The sequence below is a fragment of the Streptomyces sp. NPDC058653 genome, from assembly GCF_042716895.1.
Lineage (GTDB): Bacteria > Actinomycetota > Actinomycetes > Streptomycetales > Streptomycetaceae > Streptomyces.
Genome location: NZ_JBHXRM010000019.1, coordinates 100,958 through 121,662, shown reverse-complemented (window position 1 = coordinate 121,662; position 20,705 = coordinate 100,958). Strand labels below are relative to the sequence as shown.

Here is a 20,705-nt window from a genome sequence, read left to right as displayed (position 1 = left end):
CGGAGTCCGTACGACACGCGGCACACGGCGTCGATGTGCGAGCGCCCACCGGCCGGCGCTAGGGCGTCCCGGTCGTCCCGGTCAGGCGCCGACGGGTACGGGAGGGAGCGGACGGCGGCAGTGTGTCGAGGATGTCGGCCAGGGTCACCCCGGCGAGGCTGGCGCGCCACGCCTCGTGCGCGTCCGCCATCTTCTCGGCGAGCACGCAGGTGCGACGGCAGTCCTCGGCGGGCAGCGCGCCCCGACCCCGCTGCCGGATCTCCCGGCATTCGTACGGCGGTGACGTGCCGTCGATGGCCTCGACCACTTGGAGGAGTGTGATCTCGGAGGCGGGCCGGGCGAGCCGGAACCCGCCGCGTGGCCCGGTGCTCGCGGTCAGCACACCGGCCTTGACGAGCGTCTTCAGCTGCTTGGCGAGATAGGGCGCCGGCAGGTCGTAGTAGAGCGCGAGCTGCGCGACCGACGCGCCGGCCCCCGGATCGAGCTGCGCCAGCGACGTGGCGCAGTGCAGAACCCACTCGGTACTCACAGGCAGCTTCACGACACCGAGCTTATCGCAGATATTGTGGACCTCTTTAGTCCATTATTCTGCTACTGTCCGACTGTCGGGACCGGAAGACCCCGAGAGAGCTTCGAGAGAGAAGAGAGAGCATCATGCGAATCGCAGTGGCCGGCGCGACCGGGAACATCGGGACCCTCACCGTCGCCGCACTCGAACGCGGCGGCCACGATGTCGTACGGATCAGCCGCTCGGTGGGTGTGGACCTGTCGACGGGCGAAGGACTCGACACCGCGCTGTCGGGCGTCGAAGCGGTCGTGGACGTCACCAACGGCCCGCCCGCCGACCGGGAGGGGACGGTCGCGTTCTTCGGCACCGCCACCGGCAATCTGCTGGCCGCCGAGGCGCGGGCCGGTGTCCGGCACCATGTGCTGCTCTCGATCGTGGGAGTCGATCGCGTCGAGGGCAACGCGCACTACGCGGGCAAGCGGGAGCAGGAGCGCCTGGTATCGGCGGGGCCGGTGCCGTGGACGATCGTTCCGGCGGCGCAGTTCCACGACTTCGCGGCGATGGTGGCGAGTTGGACCGAGCAGGACGGTGTCGCCACGGTCGCGCCGCTGCTCATGCAGCCCATCGCGCCCGCCGACGTGGCCGACGTCCTCGCCGAGATCGCGACGGGCGAGCCGCACGGACGCTATGTGGATGTCGTGGGACCGGACCCGCAGGACCTGGTGGACATGGCCCGACGCACGAACGAGGCACGCGGACACAGCGTGAAGCTCGTACCGACCTGGTCGTCCCTCTTCGGCACGGAGATGGCGGGGAACGTCATGCTGGCGGGCGAGGGGGCCCGCATCGCACCGACCACGTTCGACCAGTGGCTGGCGGAACAGCGGTAGGCGGGGCGGGCGGAGGGCGGGGGGCGGGGGCTGCCGGGCGCCCGTTGCCCAAGTCCCCGTACGGGGCGATGCCGGGGTCGTCGCCCCGCCCCCTTACCCGACCCGGTGCGCCGGTTCCGGATTCGATTCGGGCGTCTGACGGGGCAGCGGTACGACCCGGTCGTCGGGTGCGCGGCCCTTGCCGCGTAGGCGGTCCATCTCCCGCCATTCCGGGCGCAGTCCGGTGAGATTCGTGGTGAGGAAGTACGCCGCCCCTCCCACCAGCAGCACCGGCGCCAGTCCGATCCCGGCCACCGCGGCTCCTCCGATCAGACCGCCGAGCGGCATCCCGGACCAGGAGAGGGCGCCGCTGAGCGCCTTGACCCGGCCCAGCAGCCGGCGTGGCACCCGTTCGTAACTCACCGCCGCCAGAATGGGGTTGAGGAAGCCCGCGCCGAAGCCACCGACCGCGAACACCGTCACCACGACCCACAGGGGTGCGGGTGAGGCGAGGATCAGCCAGCGCGGCGCGCCCGCCAGCAGGAACCCGGCGAAGAACACCACGCGCCGTCGCATCCGGTGCGCGACACCGGCCGCTATCAGGCTGCCGCCGATCGCGGCGAGTCCGCCCGCGCCCGCGCAGAGGCCGATGGCGCTCGGCCCGTTGCCCGACTCCTTGGCCCAGACGGGCAGCAGCACCGCGTTGAAGGCCGCGTCCAGGAAGTTGGTGACCATCACCATCACGACGATCGCGAGGAGCAGCGGCTCGCTGCGCAGGAAGGTGAAGCCCTGACCGAACCGCCGCCAGTAGCCCGGCTCCGCAGGAGTGCCTGCGGTGTCCTCCGGCGACGGCACAGGTGCGACCGGACGGCCCATGCCACGTGGCAGCACCAGCCCGATGATCACCGAACCGAGCGCGAAACAGGCCGCGTTGACGGTCAGCCCGGTCAGCGGACCGAGCAGGGCGATCAGGGCGCCGCCCGCAGCCGGGCCGACGGTGGAGGCGAGCCGTTCGGTCACGCCGGCGAAACCGGTGGCCCGCTCCAGAGGCACGCGGCCGTGGTCGGCCGCCTCGGGGACCATGACGTCCTTCGCCAGATCGCCGGGCCCCCGCGCCGCGCCGATCAGCGCGACCAGCCCGAGCAGCAGCGGGAACGAGAGCAGGTCGGCAGCGTGCAGTACGGGTACGGCGAGGGCAGCGCCGGAGCTGACCAGGTCGGTGGTCCAGGAGATGGTCCGGGGTCCTGCCCGGTCCACCAGCGGTCCGGTGAACGCCTTCACCACCACGTACGGCGCCATCTCGCAGAAGGCCACCACACCGGTCTTCGTGGCACTGCCGGTGGTGACGAGGACGAACCAGGGCAGTGCGATGGCCGAAACCCGCGTACCGGTCAACGAGACGGCCATCGCGGTGAGTACGCCGACGAGCGGCAGCAGCGTACGCCGCTCCCCCGCGCCGTCGGAGCCCTTCGCCCCCGGCCCGCCTCCCCCGCGCGTCATCATCGGGACTCCATCCCCCGCCGCCGGGGAGCCGGGTCGCCTTCGGGGCCGTCCGGGTCGGGGGCGTCCGCGTCGGGGGCGTCCAGCTCGGGGAGGATCTGTGAGATGAGGGAGACCCGCTCGGCGCCCTCCGGCGCATCGGCCGCCGTCTCGGGGGTGTCCGGACGGTAGCGGGCGAGGAGCGCGTACAGCTCCTGCCGCAGGTTCACCGTCTCCTCGGGGGTCAGCCGCAGCGGCCAGTCGCTGATGTCGAACGTGCCGCGCCAGCGGTCGGGCATCGTCTGGAGCTCGCTGAGGGCCCGTTGGGTGCGCAGGGTGTACGCGGCGGCGACCGACTGGAGGTAGGCCAGGGCAGCCTCCGGCTCCCGTTCGGCGAGTGAGGGCTCGCTGAACCAGGTCGACTGGTGGACCGCGCGCCACCAGCGCTCCCGCGCGTTGCCGCGCTCCGTGTCCTCCTCGACGAACCCCGCGTCCCCGAGCTGGCGCAGGTGGTAACTGGCCGTGCCGGAGTTGACCCCCAGCCGCTCGGCCAGACGCGTCGCGGTCGACGGGCCGAACTTCCTGAGCAGTCCGACCAGTTGGACCCGTACCGGATGCGCGAGGGCGCGCAGTCCCTTGGCGTCCAGGATGACCGTGTTCGACTCGTGCTTCGGACCGCGCGGGGCGTCGTTCGATTCCGTCATACCGAGCAGCCTAGACCACCAACAACTCTTTGCGAAGACTTCTTCGCGAACAGTTATTCGCGAAGAAGTCTTCGCGGATACCTCCTCGTGAGCCCCTGAAGGGTCTTCGTCCAGGTCAGTCGCTCGCCCCCTCGGTCGCCGCCAGCCACTTGGTCAGGATGAATTCGAGCTGATCGGCCTCCTCGTCGGTCAGCGCGTCGAGCAGGCGGCGCTCGTTGGCCATGTGTTCCGAGAAGGCACGGTCGATGAGCGCGCGGCCCGGTGGGGTCAGCGCGACGACCCTCCCGCGCCCGTCGCTCTCGCTGACCCGCCGGGAGACGAGCCCCGCCTGTTCGAGCCGGTCGACGCGTTTGGTCATCGCGCCCGTGGTGACCATGGTGTGCTCGGCCAGTTCGCCGGGGGCGCGTTCGTACGGCGCGCCCGCCCGCCGCAGGGACGCGAGGACGTCGAAGTCGCCCTCCCCCAGCCCGTACTTCCGGTACACGACGCACAACTCCTCGGTGAGACGGGCGCCGAGACGGTGCAGCCGTCCGATCACGCCCTGCGGGCGTACGTCGACATCGGGGCGCTCTCGGGCCCATTCGCGCTGGATACGGGCCACACGGTCATCCGCGTCGACAGCGCCGACGCGGTCGAGAAGGTCAAGGGATTCGGCCATACAGGAAACGATACCTTCCTCGGAAGATATTATCGTCACCATGGAATCCACCGCCCGCTGGTCGCTCGTCACCGCCCTCGCGCCCGTCGCGTGGGGCACGACGTACTACGTCACGCAGCGCTATCTGCCGGCCGACCACCCGCTGTACGGGGCGGTGTTCCGGGCCCTGCCCGCCGGGATCCTGCTGCTGGCGCTCGGCCGGCGACTGCCGCGAGGGGCGCTGTGGTGGAAGGCGCTGGTGCTGGGCACCCTGAACATGGGCGCGTTCTTCGCCCTCGTCTATATGGCCGCCCAGCTCCTGCCGACCAGCATCGCCTCGACGGTCATGGCCACGGCGCCGGTGGTGATGATGCTGCTCGCCTGGCCGCTGCTCGCGGAGCGCCCGCACATACTGCCGGTGATCGGCGCCGGCATCGGGATCGCGGGCGTCTGCGTCATGCTCCTCACGAACGCGACCGGGATCGATCCCCTCGGCGTACTCGCGTCCGTCGCGGCCATGACGATGTCGTCGGTCGGCTTCATACTCACCAAGAAGTGGTGCCCGGACGTCGACGTACTCGCGCTCACCTCCTGGCAACTCATCGCCGGAGGAGCGGTCCTCCTACCGGTCGCGGTCGCCGTGGAAGGGGCCCCGCCGGCCCTGAACGGCGGGTCGGCGCTCGGTTTCATCTATCTGTCCGGCGTGACGACCGCCCTGGCCTTCACCGCGTGGTTCAACGGGCTGCGGCATCTGAGCGCGGGCACGGTGGGGCTGATCGGCCTTCTCAACCCGGTCACCGGCGTGCTGCTCGGCACGCTCGTCGCCGGAGACACTCTCACCGCACGCCAGTGCGCGGGGCTGGTGCTGGTGTTCCTCGGCATCGTGCTGGGACAGCCGGGCGTCACACGCGCCGTACGGGCCCGGCGTGCCCGCCGCTCGGCGGATCGGGCGGGCGGAGCGGAGTCACCGGAACAACATCGGCCGCGTCAACAGGCCTGAGCCCGGGGGAAGTTGAGGGCGCGTGACGCGAGGACCCCGGGCACTCAGTGGACGTGGAACCCGCCGTCCACGAAGACCGACTGCCCGGTGACATACGCGGAAGCCCGGCTCGCCAGGAACACGGCCGCGCCCGCGAAGTCCTCCGCCACCCCGTTGCGCCCCGTCATCGTGCGCGCGGCGAGCGCGGCCACCCGCTCGGGGTCGGACGACAGCCGTGCGTTGAGCGGTGTCATCACGAAGCCCGGCACGAGCGTGTTGCAGGTGACCCCGTACGGCGACCACGCCTCGGCCTGCGAGCGGGTCAGCGACTCCAACGCGCCCTTGGACACCCCGTAGACACCGCTCTGGACGAAGGCCCGGTGCGCCTGCTGGGAGGTGACATGGATGATCCGGCCGAAACCGCGCTCGGCCATGCCGGGCCCGAACCGCTGTCCCAGCAGATAGGGCGCCTCCAGATTCACGGCCATCGTCGCGTCCCACACGTCGTCGCCGGTCTCTCCCATCGGCGGCCGGAGGTTGATCCCGGCGCAGTTGACGAGGGTGTCGGGTTCTCCGAAGATCTCCGCCGCCTCGTCGGCCGCCGTCCGTACGCCCCCACGTGAACCGAGGGCACCGGCCACCCAGGCCGCGCGGCAACCACGGTCCGTCAACTCCTTGACGGTGGCGGCCAGTTCGGCCTCCCGGCGGGCCACGACCACCACGCTCGCCCCGGCGCGGGCGAGGGCCTCGGCTATGCCCCTGCCGATGCCGGAACTTCCCCCCGTGACCACGGCGACGCGGCCCTCCAGGGAGAACAGTTCGGAGAGGTACGGCTGCGAGTCCATGCCCCGCAGATTAGACGTCGGGCCGTGCTCCCGGCCTGGTGGGGGGCGTGCCCGGCCGGGCAGCCGACGGCCGGGTCGGAGGGTGCGGTACGCCGGTACTGACGAGGAGGGTGCGGTACGCCGGTACCGACGCCGATGACCGTCCCGGTCCCGGCGGCGGCCAGGGACCCGAATACTTCTGGGGTGGGCGGAGCCCCGCCCACCCCCGAGGACAGCAGAGAGGCCAGGCACCACGTGCCCGACAGCCATCCCCCCGCCCCGCTCCCGCCCGCGCTCCTGGTCGACCGCGCGGTCCCGAGGCCGCGCGGCGCCGTGCTCCTGCTGCACGGCGGACGTGCGCAGGGCATGGAGCCGCCACCCCGTCTGAATCTGACCGCTGTGCGGATGCGCCCGTTCACCCGGGCGGTGCTGCGCGCCACCGAGGGGCACGACGTCCTCGTGGGCCGGGTGCGCTACAGGCACCGGGGATGGAACGGCACACGTGCGGACCCCGCGGTGGACGCGCGCCGGGCGCTCGACGAGCTGGAGCGGCTCGCCGGTTCTCCCCGGGTGGTGCTGGTCGGTCATTCGATGGGCGGGCGGGCCGCGCTCGCCGTGGCCGGGCACCCGCTGGTGCGCGGCGTGGTGGGGCTGGCCCCTTGGTGCCCTACCGGCGAGCCGGTGAAGCAACTGGCGGACCGGCAGGTCGTTCTCGTGCACGGCGACCGGGACCGTACGACCGACCCGGCGGGCAGCCGCGACCTCGCGCGCCGCGCACGCGCCGCGGGCGCCGACACGTGCACGGTCCTGATGTCCGGTGGCGACCACGCCCTGCTGCGACGGGCGGACGAGTGGCACGCCCTGACCACCGAGCTGGTCTCGGGTCTTCTCGGCCTCGGTCCCCTGCCGGGTCCGGTGCGGCGGGCGTTCGAGAAGGGGCGGGACTCCGCGTCGAGCGACTGGGACGACAAGCGGTAGAGGAAGATGCTCGTCATTCCCGGGGCCCCGGCCGGCCGGTCCTCGCGTCAGCCTCTCGTGACGAGCGCGGCCGGGAGGTCGGCGAGGATCGCGGAGACCGTCTCCTGCGGTGTCTGCCCGGTGGTGTCGAGCCAGAGGCCGATGCGTTCGGTCTCCGCGCGCAGCCCGTGGTCGAGTGCCTCCACCGTCCAGAGGCCGTATCCGGTCTTCGGACGCGCCTCCTCCCTGCTCCGTACGGCATCGGGGGAGGGCGCGAGCACGACGACGTACAGCGGACGCGTACGGACCCTCGTGACGAACCGGCTCAGGTCCGGGCCGATGACGATGTCCTGGACGATCGCCGTCCATCCGTCGCGCGCGTACTCGTCGGCCACCATCGCGGAAAGCCGCTGACGCAGGTCGAGTTGGGCCGTGGCCTCTTCCGTCGCCTCCGGAAGCATCTCCTCACGGCCGGAGACGATCATGCGGCGGAAGGTGTCGCCTCGGACATGGGCGGCACGCGGCAGCCGTTCGGCAAGGAGGCCGGCGACGGTGGACTTGCCGGCGGCCATCACACCGGTGATCAGGACGACGGCGGAACGGAGTTCGGTGCTCACGGGGACCTGTCTGTCGGGGGCAGGGCTCGGACGAGGCGCGGCGAGGGCTCAGTCGTGAGCGGTGTCGATGACACAGAAGCGGTTGCCCTCCGTGTCGGCGAGGACGATGAAGTCGGCGTCGTCGGGGTAGCTGTCCCAGTCGACCCGTTCGGCGCCCAGCGAGACCAGACGCTCCACCTCCGCGGTCTGCTCGGCGGCGTCCCGCGCGTAGAGGTCGAGGTGGACCCGGGGGTGTTCCTGCACGGGTGTCACGCTGAGTCCGAGTGACAGGCCCGGCCCCGGGCCGTGCGCGGGTACGAGGACGACCCAGTCGTCCTCGACCACGCCGTCGCGCGGAACGTAGTCCAGTGCCCGGGTCCAGAATTCGGCGGCGCGGCGGACGTCGGCGGCGCCCATCACGATCGTCCCGACAGTGATCATTCGACGATGGTCCCAGAGCACTTCGGCGCTGATCAATCCTCGGCGGTGATCAATTCGATTCGCCGATGCGGGCGCTGGAACGGAGCCCCACGCGCGAAGGCGATGGAACGGGAGAACCCCGGTGACGCGATCTTCCGATCACGCTACCGGGGTTCAAGGTCTCCGTTGTCGCGCCGACGCTTCCCGGCGCCGCTCATCCGCGTTTCGAGGCGTCGCCGTAACGGCGCTCGAATCGCTCCACACGGCCCGCGGTGTCAAGAACCTGCGAGTTGCCGGTGTAGAAGGGGTGGCTCGCCGAAGATGTCTCGACGTCGATGACGGGGTACCTCTTCCCGTCCTCCCACTCAATGGTCTTCTCGGACTCGGCGGTCGACCGCGTCAGGAACGCGAAGTCGGCGGCACGGTCCCGGAATACCACCGGACGGGACACGGGGTGTATACGAGACTTCATACGAGATCCTCCTATCGCCGACCACCTGAGGCCTCTTCTCCCCCAGGTATTTGGTAGAACGGCGTGGGGCGGCCGGGTATTCCACTGATTTCACGTGGCCGATCCATGGCCCGGGAAGTGCAAGTTGAGCCGCTCCCACCCCCGGCTGACCAGGTCGTCCGGTGATATTCTCTTTATATGGCTGACCGAATACATCGGGTCACTGTCGAAGGTTCCCGGATCATCACTCCGCGGCTCGCCCTCCGACCATGGGCGGCGGGCGACGCGGAGGCGGCCCTGCCTGTCTATGGCGTCGACAAGGTGTCCCGATGGCTCGCGCCGGCCCTGGAGCCGGTGTCGGATCTGGCGGCCATGGAACGCCTCATCGAACGGTGGATGGCCGAGTCGAGCACCCTCGAACCTCCTCAGGGCCGATGGGCCATCTCGCTGCGCGAGACCGGCGAGTTGATCGGAGGGGTGGCTCTGCTGCCGCTCCCCCCGTTCGGCAGCGATCTGGAGATCGGCTGGCAGCTGGCCCCGGATCTCTGGGGTCAGGGCCTGGCCGCGGAGGCGGGGCATGCCGTGGCGCACCAGGCCTTCGAGTCGGAGGCCGGCGTGGAGGAACTGTTCGCGGTGGTACGGCCCCGGAACACGCGCGGCGCGGCGACAGCCCGTCGGGTGGGGATGGAGTGGGTCGGCGAGACGGAGAAGTACTACAACCTGTCATTGCAGGTCTACCGTCTGCGCAAAGGCGATCTCGACGCGAGCGGCCCCACGGCGATCATGCGCTGAGTACGGCGGAAGAGCCCGGGCGGCCTCCGTGCCGTACACGGTGAGCAACCGAACGCGGCCGAGCACGCGGATCGTGCCAACACGCCCTACGGGAGCGGTAGTTGCTCCGGCGCCGATTCGGCGTGATCGTCCGTGGCGTCTGTGTCGTCCGTCAGGCTCCAGTGTTCCGCCAGCGGTCCCACGTCCATCCCCTCCGACCGGCAGCCGTCCACAAGATCGGGCAGTGCCTCCAGCGCCGCGTGCCAGCAGCCGGGTGCCGAGGTCCGGTCGGAGTCGTGGAGAAGGACCGTGCCGCCGCGCCGCAGATCGCGCCGCACGTTCGTCAGTACCGACGCGGCGGTGGCATCGGCGGTCCAGTCCTTGCCCCAGGCCGACCAGAGGATCGGGCGCAGGCCCGCCCGCCGGGCGGCGAGCAGCCGACCGCCGGTCAGGATTCCGTACGGCGGTCTGTACCAGAGCGGTGGTGCTCCGCAGGCGGCGCGGACCACCCGCGCCGCGCGGGTGAGTTCATGGACGTCCCGCACCGGGTTGGGCAGCCAGGGGCGGTTGTGCGTCCAGCCGTGGACCGCCACCTCGTGACCCCTGCGTGTGATCTCGCGGCCGAGCCGCGGATATCGCAGCAGCGCGGAGCCGATCACGAAGAACGTCGCGTGGGCGTGGAGTTCGTCGAGCCGGTCGAGGAAGAGCGGGGTGGATCGCGGATCGGGACCGTCGTCGAAGGTGAGCGCCACATGGTCGACGCGGCCGATGCCGGCGAGGCCCGGGAAGAACGCCCTTCGCGGTCCCGGGAGCCACGTACCGGCCGGGACTATGTGGGCGGCGAGCGCCAGCGCCGGGGCGGTCGTCAGCAGCCGGTTGCCCGGGTCGGCCGGGCCGGGGAACGGGCCGCGCGGCACCGCTCGACGTTCCCCCACAGTCCCGGAACGAACGTCCATCCCGCCTCGTCCTCCGACAGACAGCGTGGTCACCACGACCACGTCCGCGGCCCCCACGAGCCGCTTCCTCTCCGCATCTCAAGTATCCCCACCCCCGCCACCGGGGGCGACTCACGGGTATGAAGGGGTCAGCCGAAGCGGGAGGCGAGGCGCCGGAAGATCCCCGGCGCCATGCCCCGCAGCCGACGGGGCAGCCCGAGCCAGCGCGGTACGAAGATCTCTTCCCGGCCGTGGATCACGGCGTCCCACAGCGCGTCGGCGACCCTCTCCGGCGCCTGCGGCCGGGGCACGGCCCTGGTGTAGGGGGTCCCGCGCCGTTCGAAGAACGGTGTGTCCACGGCCGCCGGTACGACATGCAGGACCCGGACACCGGTGTCGCGCAGCTCGTAGCGGAGCGAGTCCGCGAGGGCCTCGACGCCTGCCTTCGCGGCCGAGTAGACGACTTCGTCGCGCACCCCGTAGGTGCCCGCCGTCGAACCCACCAGCACGATCTGACCCCGTCGGGCTTCGAGCATGCCCGGGAGGACGAGCCGCAGGAGATGGGCCGTGGCTGTCAGGTTGACCGTGAGCACCTCGTCGACGGCGGCCGACGGCATCAACGGGAGCGGGCCGGCCCAGCCGAGTCCGGCGGCCGACACGACGAGGTCGATGTGTCCGACGGCGTCGAGGGCGTCGCTCACCAGGCGCTCGATTCCGGCGGACGTGGCGAGGTCCGCGCGCAGGGCGACGGCTGAGGTCAGCTCGGCGATCTCGTCCAGACGCGCTGGGTCCCGGCCGCTGACCACGAGCCGCCAGCCGGGCTCGGCTCCGATCCGCCTGGCCACCGCCGCGCCGATGCCGGACGTGGCGCCCGTGACCAGGGCGGTACGCGGGGGCGGCCGAGCCGGTCCGGACGGGTCGGGGGCGGTGGCGGCCTGATCGGGGCCGGAAAGGCCGGGTGCCATGGCTGCCCCTGTGTCGACGCTGTGGCCGGCCGTCGGCGAGGTGCGGACGGCGCGGACGGAAAGACGCTTGACCTGCGAAATGGAGTCGTCGGGATATGACCGTTCGGCCGGCCGCGCAACCCTTCGTGCCCGACTTTCACACCAAGGGCCGCCGCTCGCACGGGCCGGAGGAGTGTTCCGTTTGAGATCGGGCGGAGCCCGGTACATCGGGATGGGCAAGAGTGAACTCGATGCGGAGCCGACATGGATCCCTCGGCCGGGAACGACGGAAAGACATCCGCGGGCAGGCGTTTCCTGATCGTGAGCGCGAGCATGGGGTCGGGCCACGCGGCGGTGGCGGCGGAGCTGATCAGGAGGCTGGAGGGCGCGGGGCACACCACGGCCGATGTGGACGTCCTGGAACTGCTGCCTCCGGGCGTCGGTCGCGGAGTGCGGGAGTTCTACCGGGGGGCCGTCTGCCATGTGCCCGCCGTGTACGCGGCTGTGTACGCGGTGTTCCTGCGGCCCGGCAGAGGTCCGCGCCCGGGTAACGGACCGATGGTCGCGCTGGCCGAGAAGCGGTTCCTGCGTCTGGTCGAGGAGTGGGAGCCGGATGTGGTCGTTCCGGTGTTCCATCTCGCGGCCCAGCTCACGGGCAGGCTTCGCGCCCGGGGGGCTCTGAGCGCGCCCAGCGCCGTGGTGATCACGGACTTCGCGGTCCACCGGCAGTGGCTGCATCCGGGCAACGACCTCGATCTCTGCCTCACCTCCGGTATCGCCGACGAGGTCCGGCTCGCCCTGGGCCGCTCCGCCGCGGTCTCGGGCCCCCTGGTGGCCGAGCGCTTCCACTCACCGTCCGTGGCCCCGGACCGGACACGCGTCCTCGGGGGTACGAGGCGGGGCCCCGTGCTGATCTCCACAGGTGCCTGGGGGGCCGGGACCCATGTGCTGGAGACCGCAGGGCTCGTCGCCGACGCGGGTTTTCTGCCGGTCGTCCTCTGCGGCAGGAACACGCGGCTGCGCTCGCGGGTGGCCAGGACGACCGGTGTCGCCGCCCTGGGGTGGGTGACGGACATGCCGGGGCTGCTGGCCTCGTCCCACGCGCTCATCGACAACGCCGCGGGCCAGACCGCTCTGGAGGCGCTGGCGGCGGGCCTTCCGGTGATCGGCTACCGGCCCATCCCGGGCCATGGCAAGGACGGGGTCCGGCGGATGGCCGACGAGGGCCTGACGGCCCGTGCGACCGGTCCGGCGTCCCTGCTCCGGGCCCTGGACGAGGTGTCGGTGCCGGGTCCGGTACGTGAGGGGCGGGCCGCCGCGGCCCGGCATCTGTTCGCCGCTGACGCGCTGCCATATCTGGAGGATCTGGCGGGGGCGTGAGTCGGACGGATTCCGCGCGGGCCGGCGGCCGTACGCGTCGCCGTGGGATCAACAGGCCAGCTTCGCCATGCACTTGACAAGGTCTAGACCTTCCCATTCAATCCAATCGACACACCTCCCGCACATCTCCTCCTTGGCGCTGTCGCATCGCCGGCAGGGCTCCGTGCGCCGTTGGCGCGAAGGGAAAAACATTCAGAGATGTTGAGCAAATCCGGCAGAGGCCTCTCCCTCCTGCGCTCCGCGATCCTCGTCGCGGTCGCGGCCCTCATCGCCACTCTCTTCACCGCCCCGGCCGCCCAGGCGGCCGACGGCCAGATCACCGGCCTGGCCGGCAAATGCGTCGACGTCGCCGGTGCGAACAGCGCCAACGGCACGCCCGTACAGATCTACGACTGCAACGGCAGCAACGCCCAGCGGTGGTCGAACCCGGGTGACGGCACCCTGCGCGCTCTCGGCAAGTGCCTGGACGTCTCCGGCAACAGCACCGCCGACGGCGCCCTCGTCCACCTGTGGGACTGCACCGGCGGCGCGAACCAGCGCTGGGCAATCTCGGGCGCCAACGACATCGTCAACCCCCAGGCGGACAAGTGCCTGGACATCCAGAACCGCAGCACCGCGAACGGCACCCGGCTCCAGATCTGGACCTGTACGGGCCAGTCGAACCAGAAGTGGAACGCGCCCAGTGGCGGTGGCGGCAACCCTCCGACGGGTGGCTTCGTCGTCAGTGAGTCGCAGTTCAACCAGATGTTCCCGGGCCGCAACGGCTTCTACAGCTACGGCGGTCTCACCGCCGCGCTGAGCGCCTACCCCGGCTTCGCCAACACGGGCAGCGACACCGTCAAGAAGCAGGAGGCCGCGGCGTTCCTCGCGAACGTGAGCCACGAGACCGGCGGTCTGGTGCATGTCGTGGAGCAGAACACGGCCAACTACCCGCACTACTGCGACACGTCGCAGTCGTACGGCTGCCCGGCGGGCCAGGCCGCGTACTACGGCCGCGGTCCGATCCAGCTCAGCTGGAACTTCAACTACAAGGCGGCCGGTGACGCGCTCGGCATCAACCTGCTCGCCGACCCGTGGCGGGTCCAGAACGACTCGGCCGTCGCCTGGAAGACCGGTCTCTGGTACTGGAACACCCAGAACGGTCCCGGTTCGATGACCCCGCACAACGCGATGGTCAACCAGGCCGGCTTCGGTCAGACGATCCGTTCCATCAACGGCTCGCTGGAGTGCGACGGACGCAACCCCGCGCAGGTCCAGAGCCGGATCGACAACTACCAGCGCTTCACCCAGATCCTGGGTGTCTCGCCGGGCGGCAACCTGTACTGCTGATTCACCTCGGCGGGACCGTGACACCGTGTGGCCCCGGGGATCCCTCCCCGGGGCCACATCCCGTCCGGCCGACCGGCCCACCGGCGGCCGTACGGCTGTCGGTCACCGTCGGCGCGGGAGTTCCTCCTCGTGCAGCTCCTTGACCTGACTGCCCGTCAGAGACCTGTCGTAGACGCGCACCTGGTCGATCGAACCGTTCCAGAAGTCGCCCCTGGCTCCGTCGTACTTGGCGCGGCCCACCGACAGTGGCCCGGTACTCACCTCGGCAGGACCGGCCGCGACGGTCGTGGCCGGCACACCGTCGACGTACAGCGTGATGGAGTCGGACGCCGAGTCACGGACCCCGACGAGGTGGTACCAGCGGCCCGTCTCCGGCTCCGTCACCAGACGCGCGCGGTTGCCGCCCGGGGTGCTGAAGGCGAACGCGCCCTGGCCGTACTGGAGATAGAACGGATTCTCCGTGCGCCGGCCGTCCTGGCTGACCGCCGTCGCGTAGTTGCCGGGGAGCGCGTCGAGAGTGACCCACGCCGACACGGAGTAGCTCTTGGTCGTGTCGACGACCGGTCCCTCGGTCTGCGCGTACTGGCCCTTTCCGTCGAAGTCGAGTGCGGAGCCGCTGACACCGGGCGTCCAGGCGGGGCCGCCGAGGAGGCTCAGCGGCTTGCCGTTCGGGCCCTCGTCCCGGGAGGTGGCGCCCTTCCCCTCGTCCAGCGGCCAGTGCCCGCCGCCGCTCAGCTCGTCACGCTCGCCCGCCTCCGCGCCGGCCTTGATGACCTTCAGATTGACGGCCCGCACACGGGCCGGGTCGACCTTGATCTGCCGGCGGTCGTAGGTGTAGAAGCCGTTGAGCTCGTTCTCCAGATCGCTGACCTGGGTGTAGACCGAGCCGGACAGCTCCGCGTTCGCCGCTTCGAGATAGAACTCGGTGGTGTTCTCGACGTACTTCGCGGTGAGCGCGTCCTTGTCCGCCACCCCGCTGTAGATCGCGGCGGGCGGACCGGGCCACATGTGCCCGGGGGTGCGGAGTGTGAAGCCTCCGTGTTCCCCGTCCATCGCGGCGCGGTGGTCGGGGAACGGGGCGTCGTTGTTCAGGTAGTCGTGGTGGTCGATGATCTCGCCCTTGCCCGAATCCCCCTTGGACGAGCAGCAGTTGACGCCACTGTGCGCGTTGACCACGCGTGAGGGATCGGCCTGCTTCACCGATTCGGCGATCCGGCCGGTCTCCTCACGGTTCCACTCGCCCCAGCCCTCGTTGAAGACGATCCAGCCGATGACGGACGGCGAGTTGTGGAGCTGCCGCATCATCTGCCTGCCCTCGTCGAGGAAGGTCCGCTGCCCGGCCTCGTTGGTGATGTCGCTGGAGACGAAGTCCTGCCAGACGAGCAGACCGAGTCGGTCGGCGTGGTGGTAGAAGCGGGCCGACTCGACCTTGATGTGCTTGCGTACGGCGTTGAAGCCCAGCTTCTTCTGGGCTTCGAGGTCGAAGGCGAGCGCCTCGTCGCTGGGCTGGGTGTAGAGGCCGTCGGGCCAGAATCCCTGGTCCAGCATGGCGAGGGAGAAGACGGGCTTCCCGTTGAGCACGAGCTTCCGGTAGCCGCCGACCTCCTCGACGCCGATGGACCGCATACCGAAGTAGCTGTCGACGGTGTCGACGGAACGGCCGTCGGTGAGGGTCACGTCGAGGTCGTAGAGGTACGGGTCGTCCGGCGTCCAGAGCCGCTGGTTCTTGATCGGGAGGCGCAGTTCGGTGCCGGGCCGGCCACTGACCGTCGAGACGATCCTTCCCCTGGCGTCGCGTGCGACCGCCCTGACCTTGGCGTCGGCCGAGGCCTTGGCGGAGTTGACGGTGACCGCCAGGCTGCGGGACTCGATGTCGGGCGTGGTGACGAGCTCGTCGACGGCCGCCGTCGCGACCGGCTCCATCCAGACCGTCTGCCAGATGCCGGACGACTGGGTGTAGACGATGCCGCCGGGGTCGGTGGACTGCTTGCCCATCGGCTGGTTGGGGCCGTTGGTGTCGGTGACGGCGACGACGATCTCCTGCGGGCCCCTGCCGCCGTTCTTGAGCGCGTCGGTGATGTCGGCGCCGAACGCCGTGTAACCGCCGGTGTGTTCGGTGACCTGGGTCCCGTTGACCCAGACGCGGGTGGCGTAGTCGACGGCGTCGAAGTTGAGCTTCAGCCGCTTGCCGTCGCCGACCTGCCAGTTCTTGGGGACCTCCACGAGCCTGCGGTAGAACATGTGGTCCTCGTGGCGTTCGAGACCGGAGAGCTGGGACTCGACCGGGAACGGCACGGTGATCCTCTCGTCCAGGTCCTGGCCGAAGACGGGCAGTTCGCCCTTCTCCGCGCCGGCGAACTGCCAGGGCCCGTTGAGGTTCTTCCAGTTGTCGCGCACCTGCTGCGGACGGGGGTACTCGGGCAGCGGGTTGTCCCGGTCGAGCCGGTCGCCCCACTCGGTGGTCAGCCGGTGCGTGGACTCGTTGGCCGCCGTACGCATGATCTCCGGCACCGTCCCGCCGCCGACTTCGAGGCCGCCGCGGCCGTCGTAACGGAAGCCGACCCGCTGGTCCTTCTGGACCGGGGCCTGGAGCGTGATGTCCAGGGAGTTGGCGTCACCGGGTGTGCGGGTGACGGAGGAGACCGGCATCGGGGTCGTGTCGACCTCGATCTTCAGATGATCCTTGACCGCGGCGATCGTGCCGCCGGCCTCGGACCCGAAGGTCGCGCGGAGCCGGCGGCCGTCCTTCCCGACGGTCAGCGAGACCGGGTAGATCTCGAAGTCGGCGGGCGGGGTGAACGCGGACTCGGGGACGATCTGCTTCTCGACGCCGGCGCCCGACCAGCGCAGGAACATGTTCGCGCCGCCGGTGTCCTGGAACATCTCGACGCGGATCTCCTGCGGCTCACCGGCGGTGAGCGTCACCGGTTCGCTGGTCTGCTCCTTGTCCCAGTCCGGCTCCCAGTGGTCGATCACCGTCCGGTCGCCGATCCACACCCTGAAGCCGTTGTCGCCGGTCGCGTAGAAGGTGTAGTCGCCGGTCGTGGGCGCCTCGACACGGCCCGTCCAGCGTGCGGTGGTGTGCTCCGTACGGCCGGTCAGGGACTCGAACGTCGTGGCCAGGCCGGGGAATTCGATCTGCGGGTCGAGGGCCACTCCCCCGAGGTCCGCGAAGTCGCGCGCGCCGGGCGCGGACATGCTGAAGTACTCGCCCTTGAGCCCGTGCACCTCGTCCCCCGGCGCGTCGGCCGACGCCATGACCGGGGACGTGCTGTCGGCGGAGGAGGCCGTCGCGGCGGGGGCGAGGCCGCTCGTCGGCAGCAGCAGGGCGACGGCGAGCAGCAGCGAGCGCAGCAGGGGGCGGGAGCGGAGCGGCGGGCGGGGGCGGGTGGCGGGCTTTCGTCTCATGGAAGTCCTCGATGTCCTCGCGCGGGCGGGGGCGGAAGGGGGTTTCGTCCCGGGCATTACAACGTTGGAAAGAGTCCGCAGCGGAATGACAGCACGCGCGCTCGGCGGGTGTCCAGAGCTAGGACGCAAGGTGTTGCTGGGCGCCGTCGGCCGGCGGTGGAGAAATGACGTTGCCCCGGCCTGGGGTCCGGCTCTAACCTCTCCGCCATGAAGCGTGCCGCGATGACGACGACGCCGGAGAGTGTCCCGGCGCGCTGACTGCTGACCCAGTTCGAAGCCCCGGGGCGAGTGCCCCGGGGCTTCGTCACGTGGTCACTCGCCCGGCACCAGCGAGGAGACCACCATGAACGACCACCGCAAGCTCGGCCGTGAGTTGGGCCTGTTCGACACCGACCCGCTGATCGGCGCGGGCCTGCCGTACTGGCTGCCGGACGGCGCGACCGTACGGCACGTCCTGGAGGAGTACATCCGCGGTGTGGAACGCCGCGCGGGGTATCGCCATGTGTACTCACCGGTGCTGGGGAAGCGGGAGCTGTACGAGATCTCCGGGCACTGGTCGCACTACAGCGACGACATGTTCCCGCCGATGGAGCTGGGCGGTGAGCAGTTCGTCCTGCGGCCGAGCCTCTGTCCGCACCATGCGCTGATCTACCGTTCCCGCTCCCACAGCTACCGTGAACTGCCGCTCCGGATGGCGGAGTTGGGCGGTATGTACCGCTCGGAGCTGTCCGGGGTGCTGGGCGGACTCACCCGCGTACGGTCGATCCAGCTCAACGACGCGCATGTCTTCTGCACCCCGGACCAGGTGGCGGACGAGGCGCGGGCGGCACTGGAGCTGATCCGGCGGGCGTACGACGCGCTCGGCATCCGGCCCGCGCGCTTCCGGCTCTCGCTGCCGGGGCCCGGCGGGAAGTATGTCGCCGATCCGGCGCTGTGGGAGCGGTCGGCGGCGCTGCTGACCGATGTTCTCGACAGCTCCGGCGTCGCGTACGAGGCGGTGGAGGGCGAGGCGGCGTTCTACGGACCGAAGATCGACGTCCAGATCGCGGACGGGGCGGGGCGCGAGTCGACCCTGTCGACCGTCCAGGTCGACTTCCACCAGCCGGAGCGGTTCGATCTGTCGTACATCGGCACGGGGGCGCTTTTCCCGGCTGGCTCGCGCCGACCCAGGTCGTGGTGCTGCCCCTCTCCGGCTCCGAACTGCCGCGGGCCGCCGAGCTCGTGGAGCGGTGTGCGGAGCGAGGGCTGCGGGCGGAGGTCTCGGGGCCGGAGAACGGCACCCTGGGGGCCCGTGTCAGGGCGGCGAGGCTGGTGCCGTACCAAGCGGTGATCGGGGCGCGTGAGGCGGCCGGGGACTCGGTGGCGCTGCGGCTGCGGGACGGGCGGCGTGTGGACGCCCTGCCGGCCGCCGAGCTGCTGGACCGGGTCGGCGCGCTGGTCGGCGCGTTCGGCACCGAGCTCTGGGACGAGTCCGCATGATCGGCCCCGGTCGACAGCGATCAGGTCGCACACTACCGTCGACCATATGGGGGTGTTTCAGGATTACACCTATGATCCTCCCCTTGCGACAGCGGCTCGACCGCGGGGAGAGTTCCCGCCGGTCGAGCACCTGATCACGGTCCGGGCCGGCCGGGGCGGCTACCCGGCACTACCGCGCCGCGCCCGCCGGCGGCCGTCACAACGGGTGACAGAGACCCCCGCGTACGCGCCCCCCGGCCCTCGTCGGAGTGGAACGGGACCGGCACGCGGACCCGTGGGGAAGTCGCCGAGGGCACCACGTCCGCGCGGGTCCTGTCGCACATCGCGGAGGAAGGAGTCCGTCATGGTCCATGTCCATCACCGCTACGCCACCGTGCAGGGCCGGGAGCTGTTCTACCGGGAGGCCGGCCCGCCCGAGGCCCCTGCGGTCGTGCTGCTGCACGGCTTTCCCACCAGCTCGTTCATGTTCCGCCATCTCATCCCCGAGCTGGCGGAGGACTATCACGTCATCGCCCCCGACCATCTGGGCTTCGGTCTCTCCGACGCGCCGCCCGTCGGGGATTTCGACTACAGCTTCGACGCTCTCGCCGACCTCACGGCGCAGCTGCTCGCCGGCATCGGGGTGACGCGGTACGCCATGTACGTCCAAGACTACGGCGCCCCGATCGGCTGGCGCCTGCTGCTCAAGGACCCGGCCGCGATCACGGCGATCATCAGCCAGAGCGGGAACGGCTACGAGGAGGGCTTCGTCGAGAGTTTCTGGGGAACCGCCCGCGCCTACTGGCGTGAGCAGAACCCCGAGACGATCGCCGCCATCCGCCAGGCCTTCAGTCTGGACATGATCAAGTGGCAGTATCTGAACGGTGTGCCGGACCCGAGCCTGGTCAGCCCCGACACCTGGCAGCACGATCACGCCCTTGTGTCGCGTCCCGGCAACGACCGGGTGCAGTTGAAGCTGCTGCTCGACTACGCGAGCAATCTCCCTCTCTATCCGCGCCTGCACGCCCAACTGCGGGAGAGCAGGCCGCCGTTGCTCGCCGTGTGGGGCAAGGGCGACGAGATCTTCGGCTCGGCGGGTGCCGGCGCGTTCGCCAGGGATGTGCCCGACGCCCAGGTGCACCTGCTCAGCGGCGGCCATTTCCTGCTCGAAAGCGCGCTGGACGAGGTCGCCGAGCTGGTCCGCACGTTCCTCGCGAAGGCGGAACTGCCCGCCGGATGAGTGGCCGGCCGTTCAGGGGCGGGTCCCGGTGGCCAGGAACATCGGAACGGCCACGAACGCCCGCCCCGCCAGGGCCCGTTCGCGCTGGTCGCCGAGCCAGGCGTCGGCGTCCGAACGGCTGATCCGTCCCGCCGCGTGGCCCGCCTCCGCCAGGCCCGTGAGCATCGGCGGCACGGCGTCGTCGGTGAAGACCGCCGTACGCACCTCCACCTCCACATCGTGGAAGCCCCCGTCGAGGAGGAGGGCGCGGAAGCCCCGGGCGGAGCGCGGGGCGGCGACTCGGTCGGCGCGCGCGTGGACGAGGGTACGGGTCGGCTCCGCGCCGGCGGCGTCGATGACGATCGTGTCCCAGTCCTGTCCGATCAGCGCGATCCGCCCGCCCGGCACCAGGACGCGGCGGGCCTCGGCGACCGCGGCCGCCGGGTTCGCGAGATTGTGGAGCACCTTGTCGGCGCGGCAGGCGTCCATGGACGCGTCCGGGTACGGCAGCCGGCGGGCGTCCCCTCCGTCGAACCGGGCCTCTGGCACACGCCGGCGCGCCAGGGCGATCATGCCTTCGTCGATGTCGACGCCACGCGCGTCGGCACCGATCCTGATGGCCTCCGCCACGGCGCGGCCGGCGCCGCATCCGATGTCGAGCAGTCTCGTTCCGGCCGCGATGCCGAGCAACTCGTAGGAGCGGGCGCGCAGTTGGGCCGCGCAGGGTGCCTCGTCGGCGGCGTCGAGCGCCGCGAGAAGGGGTGGGAGCGAGGTCGGACCGTCGGGTACGGCGTCAGCCGTGGGGTCGTTGGACATGCCCGCCAGCCTGGGACTTAA

19 protein-coding genes and 1 pseudogene are annotated in these 20,705 nt (G+C 70.8%); 8 read left to right on the top strand and 12 right to left on the bottom strand.

Features of this window, described 5'->3' with window-relative positions:
• Nucleotides 1-58: 58 nt before the first annotated feature.
• Nucleotides 59-541: an RrF2 family transcriptional regulator gene (locus ACFWU9_RS18485; protein ID WP_384319555.1), complete on the bottom strand. Its 483-nt coding sequence runs from the start codon at nt 539-541 to the stop codon at nt 59-61.
• Nucleotides 542-654: 113 nt separating this feature from the next.
• On the opposite strand from ACFWU9_RS18485, the gene ACFWU9_RS18480 reads away from it, so the two are divergent.
• On the top strand, nt 655-1,398 hold the full coding sequence (locus tag ACFWU9_RS18480) for an SDR family oxidoreductase (protein ID WP_384319553.1): 744 nt from the start codon (nt 655-657) through the stop codon (nt 1,396-1,398).
• A 93-nt stretch (nt 1,399-1,491) separates the two neighbouring features.
• On the opposite strand, the gene ACFWU9_RS18475 is transcribed toward ACFWU9_RS18480, so the two are convergent.
• The 3 genes from ACFWU9_RS18475 to ACFWU9_RS18465 all read right to left on the bottom strand — a co-directional run bounded on the left by ACFWU9_RS18475 (nt 1,492) and on the right by ACFWU9_RS18465 (nt 4,218).
• Nucleotides 1,492-2,880 (bottom strand): MFS transporter, encoded by a 1,389-nt coding sequence (locus ACFWU9_RS18475; protein ID WP_384319551.1) that lies wholly within the window; start codon nt 2,878-2,880, stop codon nt 1,492-1,494.
• Nucleotides 2,877-3,560, bottom strand: a complete 684-nt coding sequence (locus tag ACFWU9_RS18470) for an ArsR/SmtB family transcription factor (RefSeq protein WP_384319549.1) — start codon at nt 3,558-3,560, stop codon at nt 2,877-2,879. Before ACFWU9_RS18470 ends, ACFWU9_RS18475 begins: the two co-directional genes overlap by 4 nt.
• A gap of 115 nt (nt 3,561-3,675) precedes the next feature.
• Nucleotides 3,676-4,218 (bottom strand): MarR family winged helix-turn-helix transcriptional regulator, encoded by a 543-nt coding sequence (locus ACFWU9_RS18465; protein ID WP_384319547.1) that lies wholly within the window; start codon nt 4,216-4,218, stop codon nt 3,676-3,678.
• A 40-nt stretch (nt 4,219-4,258) separates the two neighbouring features.
• Between ACFWU9_RS18465 and ACFWU9_RS18460 the strand changes: the two genes are divergently transcribed.
• Entirely contained in the window at nt 4,259-5,197 is a 939-nt protein-coding gene (locus ACFWU9_RS18460; protein WP_384319545.1) for a DMT family transporter, read from the top strand.
• Nucleotides 5,198-5,241: 44 nt separating this feature from the next.
• Here ACFWU9_RS18460 and ACFWU9_RS18455 read toward each other — a convergent pair whose 3' ends face one another.
• Nucleotides 5,242-6,021 (bottom strand): SDR family NAD(P)-dependent oxidoreductase, encoded by a 780-nt coding sequence (locus tag ACFWU9_RS18455; RefSeq protein WP_384319543.1) that lies wholly within the window; start codon nt 6,019-6,021, stop codon nt 5,242-5,244.
• 276 nt (nt 6,022-6,297) lie between these two features.
• On the opposite strand from ACFWU9_RS18455, the gene ACFWU9_RS18450 reads away from it, so the two are divergent.
• Complete coding sequence (locus ACFWU9_RS18450; protein ID WP_384319591.1) at nt 6,298-6,978, top strand: alpha/beta hydrolase; 681 nt, start codon at nt 6,298-6,300, stop codon at nt 6,976-6,978.
• Nucleotides 6,979-7,025: 47 nt separating this feature from the next.
• On the opposite strand, the gene ACFWU9_RS18445 is transcribed toward ACFWU9_RS18450, so the two are convergent.
• The 3 genes from ACFWU9_RS18445 to ACFWU9_RS18435 form a co-directional block, all read right to left on the bottom strand.
• Entirely contained in the window at nt 7,026-7,574 is a 549-nt protein-coding gene (locus ACFWU9_RS18445; protein ID WP_384319541.1) for an AAA family ATPase, read from the bottom strand.
• A gap of 48 nt (nt 7,575-7,622) precedes the next feature.
• Nucleotides 7,623-7,994 carry a VOC family protein gene (locus ACFWU9_RS18440; RefSeq protein WP_384319539.1) on the bottom strand — a complete coding sequence of 124 codons (372 nt, stop codon included), beginning with the start codon at nt 7,992-7,994 and terminating at the stop codon, nt 7,623-7,625.
• 193 nt (nt 7,995-8,187) lie between these two features.
• On the bottom strand, nt 8,188-8,445 hold the full coding sequence (locus tag ACFWU9_RS18435) for a type B 50S ribosomal protein L31 (RefSeq protein ID WP_384319537.1): 258 nt from the start codon (nt 8,443-8,445) through the stop codon (nt 8,188-8,190).
• Nucleotides 8,446-8,622: 177 nt separating this feature from the next.
• On the opposite strand from ACFWU9_RS18435, the gene ACFWU9_RS18430 reads away from it, so the two are divergent.
• On the top strand, nt 8,623-9,216 hold the full coding sequence (locus ACFWU9_RS18430) for a GNAT family N-acetyltransferase (protein ID WP_384319535.1): 594 nt from the start codon (nt 8,623-8,625) through the stop codon (nt 9,214-9,216).
• Between the two features lie 86 nt (nt 9,217-9,302).
• On the opposite strand, the gene ACFWU9_RS18425 is transcribed toward ACFWU9_RS18430, so the two are convergent.
• Nucleotides 9,303-10,067, bottom strand: coding sequence for a polysaccharide deacetylase family protein (locus ACFWU9_RS18425; protein WP_384319589.1), 765 nt, complete (start codon nt 10,065-10,067; stop codon nt 9,303-9,305).
• A gap of 212 nt (nt 10,068-10,279) precedes the next feature.
• Nucleotides 10,280-11,095: an SDR family NAD(P)-dependent oxidoreductase gene (locus ACFWU9_RS18420; RefSeq protein WP_384319532.1), complete on the bottom strand. Its 816-nt coding sequence runs from the start codon at nt 11,093-11,095 to the stop codon at nt 10,280-10,282.
• A 243-nt stretch (nt 11,096-11,338) separates the two neighbouring features.
• Here ACFWU9_RS18420 and ACFWU9_RS18415 point away from each other — a divergent pair, with 243 nt between their 5' ends.
• Together ACFWU9_RS18415 and ACFWU9_RS18410 are read left to right on the top strand one after the other, a co-directional pair.
• On the top strand, nt 11,339-12,454 hold the full coding sequence (locus ACFWU9_RS18415; protein ID WP_384319530.1) for a galactosyldiacylglycerol synthase: 1,116 nt from the start codon (nt 11,339-11,341) through the stop codon (nt 12,452-12,454).
• Between the two features lie 198 nt (nt 12,455-12,652).
• Complete coding sequence (locus ACFWU9_RS18410; RefSeq protein WP_384319528.1) at nt 12,653-13,783, top strand: lectin; 1,131 nt, start codon at nt 12,653-12,655, stop codon at nt 13,781-13,783.
• 102 nt (nt 13,784-13,885) lie between these two features.
• Here ACFWU9_RS18410 and ACFWU9_RS18405 read toward each other — a convergent pair whose 3' ends face one another.
• Entirely contained in the window at nt 13,886-17,191 is a 3,306-nt protein-coding gene (locus ACFWU9_RS18405; protein ID WP_384319526.1) for a LamG-like jellyroll fold domain-containing protein, read from the bottom strand.
• Between the two features lie 343 nt (nt 17,192-17,534).
• On the opposite strand from ACFWU9_RS18405, the pseudogene ACFWU9_RS18400 reads away from it, so the two are divergent.
• Nucleotides 17,535-18,670 (top strand): annotated as a pseudogene (locus ACFWU9_RS18400) (aminoacyl--tRNA ligase-related protein).
• Nucleotides 18,671-19,013: 343 nt separating this feature from the next.
• Nucleotides 19,014-19,889, top strand: a complete 876-nt coding sequence (locus tag ACFWU9_RS18395) for an alpha/beta fold hydrolase (protein WP_384319524.1) — start codon at nt 19,014-19,016, stop codon at nt 19,887-19,889.
• A gap of 12 nt (nt 19,890-19,901) precedes the next feature.
• On the opposite strand, the gene ACFWU9_RS18390 is transcribed toward ACFWU9_RS18395, so the two are convergent.
• Entirely contained in the window at nt 19,902-20,684 is a 783-nt protein-coding gene (locus ACFWU9_RS18390) for a methyltransferase domain-containing protein (protein ID WP_384319522.1), read from the bottom strand.
• Nucleotides 20,685-20,705: the final 21 nt, after the last annotated feature.